The organism is Streptomyces sp. AM6-12 (genome assembly GCF_044327085.1).
Lineage (GTDB): Bacteria > Actinomycetota > Actinomycetes > Streptomycetales > Streptomycetaceae > Streptomyces.
In genome coordinates this window covers 3467161-3479282 of sequence record NZ_JBIQWN010000001.1, presented here as the reverse complement: position 1 = coordinate 3479282, position 12122 = coordinate 3467161, and the positions used below count along the sequence as shown (strand labels likewise).

Sequence of the window (12122 nt, the reverse complement as noted above, 5' to 3'; positions counted from 1 at the left end):
GCGGACGGGGACGGGGAGCCGATGGGCGTACCCGCCCCGCGTACCGGCACGTCACGTGCCTGATACCGTTCCCCGCCAACGGCCGGCGATGACCCCCACCTGGTCCGCCGCGCCCAGAAACGTTCCGTCGCTGAGAGGTTGGAGCATGCCGGACGACGCCGCCGCAGCCCGCGCCGCCGCCGAAGAGGAGTCGGCCTTCTCGCACGCCCCGGTCGACCCCGACGCCACCGCCTCCTACGGCACCCACCCCGACCAGGTGATCGACTTCTACGCCCCCCGCACGACGGGCGACACCCCGGCCCCGCTGGTCGTCGTCCTGCACGGCGGCGCCTGGCGCGCCCGCTACGACCGCCGGCATGTCACCCCCTTCGCCGCCTTCCTGGCCCGCAGGGGCTTCGCCGTGGCCAACGTGGAGTACCGCCGCGGCGGCGAGACGGGGGCCGTTGCCGGGGCCGAGGGTGTCACCCCGCCCGCCGGTCGCTGGCCCGACACCTTCCAGGACGTCGCCGCCGCCCTGGACGCCCTCCCGGACCTGACCCGCACGGCGCTGCCTGGCGCCGACCTCCGCCGTACCGTCCTCACCGGTCACTCCGCCGGCGGCCACCTCGCGCTGTGGGCCGCCGCCCGGCACGTCCTGCCCGCCGACTCCCCCTGGCGCCCGCCCGCCGCCGCCCCCCTGCGCGGCGTGGTCGCCCTCGCCCCGATCGCCGACCTCACGGTCGCCGAGCGACTGGCCGTCTGCGAACACGCCTCACTCCAACTCCTGGGCGGCGCCGACCACTTCACCCAGCGCCTCCCGTACGCCGACCCCGCCCTCCTCCTCCCGACCGGCATCGCCACCACCGTCGTACAGGGCCGCGCGGACCTGGTCGTACCGGAGGCGGTCAGCGAGTCGTACGCGGACGCCGCGGCGAAGGCGGGCGAGACGGTGGGCCTGACCCTGCTGGCGGACGTGGGCCACTTCCCCCTGATCGACCCAGCGGCGGACGCGTGCGCGGTCGTCGCGGAGGAGATCGCCCAACTGGCTTGGTAATTACCGTTGCTCGGGCGGGTTGGAGTCCCATCCGGCAGCAAAGGACCACACGACGTTTGGCCCTGAGGTGAAACGGAGTGAGGCACTGGAATGAGCGTTGCTCATGTGAATTTCGTTCATGGTCGGCAGTACCTTCCCTTTCTCGCATAGGAGCGGAAAGGAGGTGGCGGTCGGTTGCACCTGTACAGCAAGTTGCCCCGAACCCTTGCAATTGATGGCAATTGCAAGGGTTTTTCCCTTTTTGATGCCGCCAGGGATCGCATAGACGGCGTTGCCTTTGACCGCAGCGCCACTGACCAGAGACGTGATGCCATCGGAGGCGATGTGTGGGGCTTTGGCGACCGATGGTGCGTGGGGGTCCTGCGTTTCTCCGTCGGCCGACTCGGGGAGCGATGATGGTGCGTTTCGGGGTGAACGGCTTGCCGGTGTGGTGGCACGATGACCGGATTCGCAGCCGGCTGTCGCCAACGCGATCATCAGGGCGCAGCCGAGCATGCTGGCGGACCGCCGGGCTACCGTCATCAGGCGACAAGCAACGGGGCAGCGGCCGAAGTCCCGGCGCGCTTCAGAGCGAGATGCATCGTTCATCCTCTCGTGATCCCCCTTGTGAGAGGTACCCAGGCGGCGATCTTCGCGTACGAGTCGGGGCTGATACGCCCCGGCGCGCGGTGAGTGGCGTAGACCCGCGTGGGAGGCGGGGGCCCGTGTAGTACCTGAGACGGACCCCGCGGAACCCGTCTCCAAGCTGACGACCCACTCCGGCCCGCCGCCTACCGTTTACCGTGTGACCGAGACGACGCCCCCGCCCCCGACCTCGCCGTTCGGGTCCGGCCGCCCGCGCAGCCCGGAGTTCCGGCTGGCCGCCGACGCCCTCGCCGGGCTGCGGCAGGACCTGTTCCACGACGCCTTCGCCTACCGGCCGCTGCCCCCGCTGGGCCCCGACAGCCGCTTCGTGCGCCGCCGCTCGGGCCGGCTGCGGGAGTACGCGCCCTGGGCCCCGCACGCCGTGGTGGCTCTCTTCGGCGTGCTGGCAATGTGGGTCGGTCTGGTCCGCGCCGGCACCTCGCTGGGGCCGGCCCTGATCTGCGGGCTGCTGGCCCTGGCCCCGGTCCTGCTGACCCTGGCGCGCCCGGCCGGGGCGTTCTGGCTGTCCCTCGCCGCGGGCACGGTCACCACGATCGCCGGCGGCGGGGACTGGATGAGCGGCACCTGGACGCCGGGCAGTTTCTTCTCCCACCTGGTGGTCCTCACCGTCGTGGCGATCCGCACCCGCCCGCGCACGGCGGCCTGGATGTGGGCGCTGACCGGCGTGTACGGCTTCTTCAACGCGAGCCTGTTCGGGCACACGTACGCCGAGGGCGACATAGCCCAGATGATGTTCCTGTCCGCGCTGATCCTGCTGGTGGTCGCCGTGCGGCACGTCCGCAAGGAGGCCGCCCTGGAGGTGACCGCGCAGCAGACGGTGACCGAGCACGAGCGCTCGCGGCGCACCCTGCTGGAGGAGCGCACCACGATCGCGCGGGAGCTGCACGACGTGGTCGCCCACCACATGTCGGTGGTCGCCATCCAGGCGGAGGCGGCGCCGTACCGGGTGGAGAACCCGCCGCCGGAGCTGGAGAAGGCGTTCGCCACCATCCGGGAGAACGCGGTCGCGGCCCTGACCGAGCTGCGCCGGGTCCTCGGGGTCGTCCGCGCGGAGGACTACGCGGCGCCGGACGCCCCGCAGCCCACGCTCGCCGACCTGGACGGGCTGCTCGCCAATGTGCGCGAGGCCGGGCTCAGCGTGGACAAGGCGGTGACCGGCGCGGTGCGCGAGCTGCCGCAGGGGGTGGAGCTGTCCGCCTACCGGATCGTGCAGGAGGCGCTGAGCAACACGCTGCGGCACGCGCCGGGGGCGAGCGCACGGGTGGAGGTCTCCTACGTCCTCGGCGGGCTCGGCCTGCGCGTGGTCAACGGCCCGCCGCCCGCGCCGAGCCTGCTGAAGCCGTCACCGGGCGCCGGGCACGGCATCACCGGCATGCGGGAGCGCGTCACCATGCTGGACGGTGAGATGACGGCGGGCCGCACGGCCGAGGGAGGCTACGAGGTGGCGGTGTTCCTCCCCGTGGCGACCCCGGCGGAACCGGCAGCACCGGCAGCACCGGCAGCACCGGCAGCACCGGCAGCCCCGGCGGACCCGGCGGCCGGAGGCGGAGCCGGGGGCGGCGCATGACGATCCGCGTCCTGATCGCGGACGACCAGATGATGGTCCGCGAGGGTTTCTCCGTCCTGCTGAACGCGATGCCGGACATCGAGGTCGTCGGCGAGGCCGTCAACGGCCGCGAGGCGGTGGCGCGGGTACGCGAACTCGCCCCGGACGTCGTGCTGATGGACATCCGCATGCCCGAGCTGAACGGCATCGAGGCGACCCGCGAGATCGTCGCGGCCGACGCTGCGGCGAAGGTCCTGGTGCTGACCACCTTCGATCTGGACGAGTACGTCTACCAGGCCCTGCGGGCGGGCGCCTCCGGCTTCCTCCTCAAGGACGCCTCGGCCCGCCAACTGGCCGACGGGGTACGGGTGGTGGCCGCCGGTGAGGCGTTGCTCGCCCCCTCCGTCACCAAACGCCTGATCTCCGAGTTCTCCCGCCTCCCGGAGGTCCGCCGCCCGCTGCCCACCGCCCCGGCCGCGTACGGCGACCTCACCGACCGCGAGACCGAGGTCCTCGTGCTCATCGCCCAGGGCCTGTCCAACGCGGAGATCGCCGAACGCCTGGTGGTGGCCGAGTCCACGACGAAGACCCACGTCAGCCGCATCCTGGTCAAACTGGGCCTGCGCGACCGCACCCAGGCGGCGGTGTTCGCGTACGAGGCCCGCCTGGTGACGCCGGGATGAGCGCGGCGTCGGGCCGGGAGCGGGAGCCGGGTCAGGGGCTGGAGCTGGAACTCGTACCGCATGCCGGTGTCGGGCCGTTCCGGCTCGGCATGCCGGTGGGGGAGGCGCGGGACGCGGTGGCCGCGGCTGGGGGCTCCCGGATCACCCTGGCCGCCGAGGAACCGGGCCAGCTCCATCTCACGCACGACGCCTCGGGATCGGGCATCTCCCTCGGGTTCACCCAGGGGAAGCTGAGCGACATCGAAATCTTCCGGTTCCGGAAGGAGGACGCCGGGGTGCGGGTGCTGCTCGACGGGCTCGACGTCTTCCGCACGCCGAGCGAGGACCTGCGCGCGCGGCTCGCGGAACGGGGCCACGCCATCGGGGAGGACGGCGACCTCGGGGAGGACGGCGACCTCGGCTTCGACGCCCTGCCGGAACTCGACGTGATCCTGGCGAACGAGAGCGGCCGCGAACTCCCGGCGGACGAGGAGGGCCGCCCCCTCTACTACGACTACGTGCTCCTCGCGGAGCGCATCGGCTGATCTGGTCGGAGCGGGGGCCGGTGGGTTAGCGTCCGGGCATGGCAGGCTCCAGCGATCTCGCTTTCGACCCCTGGGACCCGGCGTTCGTGGCCGACCCGTACCCGGCCTACGCCGAGCTGCGGGCCCGCGGCCGGGTGATCCGGTACGAGCCCACGGACCAGTGGCTGGTGCCGCACCACGCCGACGTCTCGGCGCTGCTGCGGGACCGGCGGCTCGGGCGGACGTACCAGCACCGGTACACCCACGAGGAGTTCGGCAAGTCCTCGCCGCCGCCCGCGCACGAGCCGTTCCACACGCTCAACGACCACGGGATGCTGGACCTGGAACCGCCGGACCACACCCGGATCCGGCGGCTGGTGTCGAAGGCGTTCACCCCGCGCACGGTGGAGCGGCTGAAGCCGTATGTGCACGGCCTGGCCGACGAGCTGGTCGCGGGCCTCGTCCGGGAGGGCGGCGGTGATCTGCTGACGGACGTCGCCGAGCCGCTGCCGGTCGCGGTGATCGCCGAGATGCTGGGCATCCCGGAGGCCGACCGGGACCGGCTGCGGCCCTGGTCGGCGGCGATCTGCGGGATGTACGAGCTGAACCCCGCCGAGGACACGGCGGCGCGCGCGGTCCGGGCGTCGGTCGAATTCTCCGACTACCTGCGGGAGTTGATCGCCGAGCGGCGCAAGCACCCCGGCGACGACCTGATCTCCGGGTTGATCGCCGCGCAGGACGGTGACGGCGGGGTGGGCGGCCGGCTGACCGAGCAGGAGGTGATCTCCACCGCCGTCCTGCTGCTCAACGCGGGCCACGAGGCCACCGTCAACGCCACGGTCAACGGCTGGTGGGCCCTGTTCCGCAACCCCGCCCAGCTCGCCGCCCTGCGCGCCGACCACTCGCTGGTCCCGGCCGCGATCGAGGAGCTGATGCGCTACGACACCCCGCTCCAGCTGTTCGAGCGCTGGGTGCTGGACGACATCGAGATCGACGGCACGGTGATCCCGCGCGGCGCCGAGATCGCCATGGTCTTCGGCTCCGCCAACCACGACCCCGCCGTCTTCGCCGACCCCGCCCGCCTGGACCTCGCCCGCGCCGACAACCCCCACATCTCCTTCAGCGCCGGCATCCACTACTGCATCGGCGCCCCGCTGGCCCGCCTCGAACTGACCGCCTCCATGACCTCCCTGCTCCGCCAGGCCCCCACCCTCACCCTGGCGGAGGAACCGACCCGCAAACCGAACTACGTGATCCGCGGACTGGAGGGACTGAGCGTGCAGGTCCGCTGACCACCCGCTCGGCCGACCGGGCTGCCGTTTCCACCCAGCCCGTACGGCGTCCCGGCCGTGCGGTAACCCGGCTGTACGGCGGCCCGGCGGTACGGCGGCCCAGCCCGTACGGCGGCCCAGCCCGTACGGTGGCCCGGCCGTATGGCGTCCCGGCTGTGCGGTGACTCGGCCGTGCGGTGACCCGGCTGTATGGCGTCCCGGCCGTGCGGTGGCCCGGCTGTGCGGTGAGCCGGCCGTGCGGTGGCGCGGCTGTGCGGCGACTCGGCTGTGCGGTGAGCCGGCCGTGCGGCGGCCCGGCCGTATGGCGGCCCGGCCGTGCGGTGGCCCGGCGCGCCGGAGACGACGGAGCGGTGGCGGGTCCGCCGGGGCGGGAAGTGGGCCCGCTGAAGACGGCCTACCGCTCCTTCGTCTCCTCCAGCACGGTCCTGCCCACCAGCGCGTACCGCTCCGGCGCCCGCCGCTTCAGGTACTGCGCGTAGGCCACCCCCGCCACCGCGACCGCCCCCACCAGCCACGGCGTGGCCCGCAGCACCAGCGAGCCCGACTCGCTGCCCGCCGCCGCTCCCATGTTGGACACCAGCAGCACCACGACCCCGAGCATCGCCACGCCCCCCACCAGCGGCGCGGCGAACGTGCGGAACCAGTGCCGGCTCTCCGGGTGGTGCGAGCGGAAGTACGCCAGCACGGCGAAGGAGCACACGGCCTGGACGACGAGGATCGCCATCGTCCCGAGGATCGCGAGCAGCACGTACGTCCCGGTGTACGGGTCCTTCCCCGCGATCCAGAACGCGCCGATCAGCACCGCCGCCACCGCCGTCTGCACCAGCCCGGCGACGTGCGGCGAGCCGTGCCGCGCGTGGGTGCGTCCGATGGTGCGCTTCAGCGAGGGCAGCACGCCCTCGCGGCCCAGGGCGTACAGGTAGCGCGCGGCGCAGTTGTGGAAGGCCATCCCGCAGGCCAGCGACCCGGTGATCATCAGCCACTGCATGACGTCCACGGCCCAGTGGCCGACGTACCGCTCGGTGGGGTCGAAGAACATCGAGAGCGGGTTCGCGGAGGACGCGGCCTTCACCGCCGCCGCCTCGCCGTTGCCGCAGATGGCAATCCAGGAGACGAAGACGTAGAAGACGCCGACGCCCAGGACGCTGACCATCGTCGCCTTGGGGATGATCCGCTTGGGGTCGCGGGACTCCTCGCCGTACATCGCGGTCGACTCGAAGCCGACCCAGGACCAGAAGGCGAAGAAGAGGCCGAGCCCGGCGGAGGTGCCCTTGAACGCGTTGACCGGATCGACCGGCGCGAGGCTGAAGCCGTGCGGCCCGCCGCCGTGCAGGGCGACGGACACGGCCATCGCGGCGAGCACCGTCACCTCGGTCGCCAGCAGCACCACCAGCAGTTTCTCGGCGACGCTGACCCCGAACCAGGTGCCGGTGGCGTTGATCGCCAGCATCAGGATCGCGAACGACCACCAGGGCAGGTGCACCCCGGTCTGGTCCCGCAGGGTGGTCGTGGCGAAGGTGGAGAAGATCCCGATGAGCGCGGGCTCGAAGACGACGTAGGCGAAGGTGGCGAGCAGTCCGGAGGCGAGGCCGATCGTGCGGCCGAGGCCGTAGGAGATGAATCCGTAGAAGGCGCCCGTGGACGTGATGTGCTTCGCCATCGAGGTGAATCCGACGGAAAAGATTGCCAGTACGACCATTGCGACGAGATAGCTTGCGGGCGCCCCGATGCCATTGCCGGACGAGACCATGAACGGCACGTTCCCGGTCATCGCGGTGATCGGCGCGGCCGTCGCCACCGCCATGAACACCACGCCGAGCAACCCGACGGCGTTGGGTTTCAGCCGGTGAATCGTTTCATCGCCGCCGGTCTCCGCCGCCGGGACGACGCCCTCGTCCACTGCCATGAATGATCCCCTCCGGGTCCGGTCCCTGGGTCCTGATGGAGCAGGATGCTGGACGAGAAGGGGGCACGGGAAGGGGTCCGCATGGTTAAATATTTGTCACTAGACCATTGAGGTGAGGCGTGCGGGGTCATCTGCCGGCGGGCAGCACCAGCCCCCACGCCCCTTCCAGCACCCGCCAGGTCCGCCGCCGTACCGGGCCCGTCACCCGTGCGTCGGCGCGGTAGTGGAAGTCGGGGCCGGTGACCGTGACGGTGTGCCCCGAGGCCCGCAGGGGCGTCGCCTCGGCGCCCACGGAGAGGGGATGGACCTCCAGTTCGGCGAGCCCGCCGGTGGCCGGGGCCAGGGAGAGGGACTCCACCGGCCGGTCGAGGTCCACCAGCGCCTCGCCGTCGACCTCCACCCGCAGCCGGGTGGGGCCGGGCGAGGGTATCGCGGTCAGCCGGGTGGGGCGCGGGCTCAGGGTGCGCACCAGGGACCGGTACCAGGGGCGGCCGGCGGCAGCCAGCGGCGCGGGCGCGGGCACCCGCGCCGGGGCCGGGGGGATGGCGAGCCCGCCGAGCACCAGGCCCCCGCTGTCGTCGGCCAGCAGGTCCAGGCGCCGCTCCGCGCCGTCCAGCACCGCCCGCGCCGCCGCCACCGCCCCGGTCGGCACCCCGAGGGACGCCGCGAGCGTGAGGGACTCGCCCACCGGCACCACCGACAGCGCACATCCGGCCAGCTCCCGCTCCCGGTGCAGCAGGGTCACCGCCCGCGTCAGGGCGGCGTCGTCGCCCACCACCACCGGCCGGCGCGACCCCCTGCGGCCCAGTGCGCGGGCGAATTCCTCCGGACCCTGGGGGAGGCACACCTTGGCCGCCGCACCCGCGCTGAGCACGTCTTTCGCGATCCGTACGGACTCCCCGTCCGTCTGCCGTGCCCCCGGATCGATGATCACCAGCAGCTGATCGGACATCGCGAAGGTCGCCACCTCGGTCCTGCCTCGCTTCCTCGGGTAGCATCTTTGTGCAAGAGCCCCTTGCGCTATTGCGCCAGGGGCTTCGTCTATTCCGGGGCATCCGGTCCGACGGTTGTGCGGCCAACGACGGTCGCGGTGGCACGCGGCGGTGAACCTTACGCCCGCGCCCCTGACCTTGGACATGCCCCGCCCGGAAGGGGTGTACGCGCGTGCCCGCACTTGTGCTGCTCGGTGCTCAGTGGGGTGACGAGGGCAAGGGGAAGGCCACCGACCTGCTCGGTGGATCGGTGGATTATGTGGTGCGGTACCAGGGCGGCAACAACGCCGGCCACACGGTCGTCGTCGGCGACCAGAAGTACGCCCTCCACCTCCTGCCCTCCGGCATCCTCTCTCCCGGATGCACGCCGGTCATCGGCAACGGTGTCGTCGTCGACCCCTCGGTCCTGCTCTCCGAGCTGAGCGGTCTGAACGAGCGTGGCGTCGACACGTCCAAGCTGCTCATCAGCGGCAACGCGCACGTCATCACGCCGTACAACGTGACGGTCGACAAGGTGACGGAACGCTTCCTCGGCAAGCGGAAGATCGGCACGACCGGGCGCGGTATCGGCCCCACCTACGCGGACAAGATCAACCGCGTGGGCATCCGGGTCCAGGACCTGTACGACGAGTCGATCCTCCAGCAGAAGGTGGAGGCCGCGCTCGACGTCAAGAACCAGGTCCTCACCAAGCTGTACAACCGCCGCGCCATCGCCGCCGACCAGGTGGTCGAGGAGCTGCTGGGCTACGCCGAGCAGATCAAGCCGTACGTCGCGGACACCGTGCTGGTCCTCAACCAGGCCCTGGAGCAGGACAAGGTCGTGCTGTTCGAGGGCGGCCAGGGCACGCTGCTCGACATCGACCACGGCACGTACCCCTTCGTCACCTCCTCCAACCCTACCGCCGGCGGCGCCTGCACCGGCGCGGGCGTGGGTCCGACGAAGATCAGCCGGGTCATCGGCATCCTCAAGGCGTACACCACCCGCGTCGGCGCCGGCCCGTTCCCGACCGAGCTGTTCGACGAGGACGGCGAGGCGCTGCGCCGGATCGGCGGCGAGCGCGGTGTGACCACCGGCCGGGACCGCCGCTGCGGCTGGTTCGACGCGGTGATCGCGCGCTACGCGACGCGGGTGAACGGCCTGACCGACTTCTTCCTCACCAAGTTGGACGTGCTCACCGGCTGGGAGCAGATCCCGGTGTGCGTGGCGTACGAGATCGACGGCAAGCGGGTCGAGGAACTGCCCTACTCCCAGACCGACTTCCACCACGCGAAGCCGGTCTACGAGAACCTGCCGGGCTGGTCCGAGGACATCACCAAGGCCAAGACCTTCGCCGACCTGCCGAAGAACGCGCAGAACTACGTCAAGGCGCTGGAGGAGATGTCCGGCGCCCCGATCTCCGCGATCGGCGTGGGCCCGGGCCGGGACGAGACGATCGAGATCAATTCCTTCCTCTGATCCCTTCCGGCAAGCCGGCGTTCGGCCCGGCTTCACCTGCGGCAGCGCCCGCCGGAGCCGCCCTCGGGCGGGTCCGGCGGGCGCCGCCGTTTTCCGCCCCGCCTGACCCATCCTTGACCTGGACATGGTCATTTCCTGGTTCCCGGCGATGAGGGGCGCGAGCACGATCTACGCGGGTAGCCTCCGCATGGAACGACCCCCTGCTCGCGCCAACTCCAGTCTCAGGAGCCTTGAATGACCCACAGCCCGATGAACCGCCGGGAGTTCGTGAAGAAGTCGGCCGTCACCGGCGCCGCCGTCGCCGCGGCGGGCGCGGTGGGCAGCGGCACCGCGGAGGCGGCCGACCGCGGTCACCGCCCCGGAAAGGCTCCGCGCACCTGGTCGTTCTCCATCCTGGGCACCACCGACCTGCACGGCCACGTCTTCGACTGGGACTACTACGCCGACGCGCCCTACACCGACAAGGCCGGCAACTCGGTCGGCGTGGCCCGCGTCGCCACCCTCATCAAGCAGCAGCGCGAGGCCAAGGGCGAGCACCGCGTGGTGCTCGTCGACGCCGGCGACATCATCCAGGGCACCTCGCTCGCCTACTACTTCGCCCGTGTCGACCCGATCACCGGCACCGGCGGCAAGCACGGCCCCAAGCACCCCATGGCCGTCGCCATGAACCACATGCGCTACGACGCCGCCGCCCTCGGCAACCACGAGTTCAACTACGGCATCGACACGCTGCGCAAGTTCGAGGAGCAGTGCGACTTCCCGCTGCTCGGCGCGAACGCCCTGCACGCCAAGACGCTGCGCCCGGCCTTCGAGCCGTACACCGTCAAGCGCATCAAGGTCCCCGGCGCCCCCGACATCAAGGTCGGCATCCTCGGCCTGACCAACCCCGGCATCGCGATCTGGGACAAGGACAACGTCGGCGGCAAGCTGGTCTTCCCCGGCCTGGTCGAGCAGGCGAAGAAGTACGTGCCGCGGCTGCGCGCCCTCGGCTGCGACGTGGTCTTCCTGACCGACCACTCCGGCCTGGACGGCTCCTCCTCCTGGGGCGACGAACTCCCCTACGTCGAGAACGCGTCCAACCTGGTCGCCGAGCAGGTGCCGGGCATCGACGCGATCCTGGTGGGCCACACCCACGTCGAGGTGCCGTCGTACACCGTCAAGAACGAGCAGACCGGCGAGGACGTCCTGCTGTCCGAGCCGTACTGCTGGGGCTACCGGCTCAGTGTCTTCGACTTCGAGCTCGAACTCCACCACGGGCAGTGGAAGGTGACGGGCAAGAAGGCGGGGACCCTCAACCCCAACGGGGTGGAGGAGGACCCGCAGATCAAGAAGCTGCTGGAGGCCGACCACGAGCTGGTGGTGAAGTACGTCAACACCCCGGTCGGCACCTGCACGGCGAACCTCTCGGCGGCGGAGTCCTGCTGGAAGGACGTGCCGATCATGGACTTCATCCACAAGGTGCAGATGGAGACGGTCAAGACCGGCCTGTCCGCCGCCGACGCCGCCCTCCCGCTGATCTCGGTCGCCGCGCCTTTCAGCCGCACGGCCGACATCCCGCAGGGCAACGTCACCATCAAGGACATCGCCGGCCTCTACATCTACGACAACACCCTCTACGCCAAGAAGCTCACCGGCGCCCAGCTCAAGGATTACCTGGAGTACGCGGCCAAGTACTACGTCCAGGTCCCGGCGGGCACGAAGGTCGACACCGCGACGCTGACCAATGCCAACAGCTTCTGGGACTACATGTACGACACCGCCGCGGGTGTCGACTACGAGATCGACATCGCCCAGCCCGAGGGCTCCCGCATCAAGAACCTCGCCTACAACGGCGCCCCCGTCGCCGACGACCAAGTCTTCGTGGTCGCCGTCAACAACTACCGGGCCAACGGGGGTTCGGGCTACCCGCACATCGCCACGGCGGAGATCGCGTACAGCTCCACCAACGAGATCCGCGACATGATGATCGACTACGTCACCGCGACGAAGACCCTCGACCCGGCCGACTTCGCGGTCACCAACTGGAAGCTGACCCAGGCGGGCACGCCGGTCTTCTAGCGGTTGTC

The 12122-nt window shown here is 71.2% G+C and carries 10 protein-coding genes; 7 read left to right on the top strand and 3 right to left on the bottom strand.

Translation table 11 applies throughout. From position 1 onward, the window contains the following. The first annotated feature begins 145 nt into the window (after positions 1–145). A complete protein-coding gene (locus ACE4Q9_RS15695) occupies positions 146–1033 on the top strand; it encodes an alpha/beta hydrolase (RefSeq protein WP_397984851.1) in 888 nt (295 codons plus the stop codon). Here the strand turns inward: ACE4Q9_RS15695 and ACE4Q9_RS15690 are convergent, their stop codons facing one another. Then, positions 1034–1621, bottom strand: coding sequence for a hypothetical protein (locus tag ACE4Q9_RS15690; protein ID WP_397984850.1), 588 nt, complete (start codon positions 1619–1621; stop codon positions 1034–1036). Between the two features lie 196 nt (positions 1622–1817). Here ACE4Q9_RS15690 and ACE4Q9_RS15685 point away from each other — a divergent pair, with 196 nt between their 5' ends. Genes ACE4Q9_RS15685 through ACE4Q9_RS15670 form a run of 4 tightly spaced genes read left to right on the top strand, consistent with a single transcriptional unit; the run spans position 1818 to position 5702 of the window. After that, positions 1818–3245, top strand: coding sequence for a sensor histidine kinase (locus tag ACE4Q9_RS15685; RefSeq protein WP_397984849.1), 1428 nt, complete (start codon positions 1818–1820; stop codon positions 3243–3245). Continuing rightward, positions 3242–3907, top strand: coding sequence for a response regulator (locus ACE4Q9_RS15680; protein ID WP_397984848.1), 666 nt, complete (start codon positions 3242–3244; stop codon positions 3905–3907). Before ACE4Q9_RS15685 ends, ACE4Q9_RS15680 begins: the two co-directional genes overlap by 4 nt. Then, positions 3904–4431 carry a hypothetical protein gene (locus ACE4Q9_RS15675; protein ID WP_397984847.1) on the top strand — a complete coding sequence of 176 codons (528 nt, stop codon included), beginning with the start codon at positions 3904–3906 and terminating at the stop codon, positions 4429–4431. Before ACE4Q9_RS15680 ends, ACE4Q9_RS15675 begins: the two co-directional genes overlap by 4 nt. A 38-nt stretch (positions 4432–4469) precedes the next feature. Next, positions 4470–5702 carry a cytochrome P450 gene (locus ACE4Q9_RS15670; protein WP_397984846.1) on the top strand — a complete coding sequence of 411 codons (1233 nt, stop codon included), beginning with the start codon at positions 4470–4472 and terminating at the stop codon, positions 5700–5702. A gap of 394 nt (positions 5703–6096) precedes the next feature. Here ACE4Q9_RS15670 and ACE4Q9_RS15665 read toward each other — a convergent pair whose 3' ends face one another. Next, entirely contained in the window at positions 6097–7608 is a 1512-nt protein-coding gene (locus ACE4Q9_RS15665) for an APC family permease (RefSeq protein ID WP_397984845.1), read from the bottom strand. A 127-nt stretch (positions 7609–7735) separates the two neighbouring features. Further along, complete coding sequence (locus ACE4Q9_RS15660) at positions 7736–8560, bottom strand: diacylglycerol kinase (protein ID WP_397984844.1); 825 nt, start codon at positions 8558–8560, stop codon at positions 7736–7738. A gap of 212 nt (positions 8561–8772) precedes the next feature. Between ACE4Q9_RS15660 and ACE4Q9_RS15655 the strand changes: the two genes are divergently transcribed. Together ACE4Q9_RS15655 and ACE4Q9_RS15650 are read left to right on the top strand one after the other, a co-directional pair. Further along, complete coding sequence (locus ACE4Q9_RS15655; protein ID WP_397984843.1) at positions 8773–10056, top strand: adenylosuccinate synthase; 1284 nt, start codon at positions 8773–8775, stop codon at positions 10054–10056. A gap of 234 nt (positions 10057–10290) precedes the next feature. Next, entirely contained in the window at positions 10291–12114 is a 1824-nt protein-coding gene (locus ACE4Q9_RS15650) for a bifunctional metallophosphatase/5'-nucleotidase (RefSeq protein ID WP_397984842.1), read from the top strand. Positions 12115–12122 lie beyond the last annotated feature (8 nt).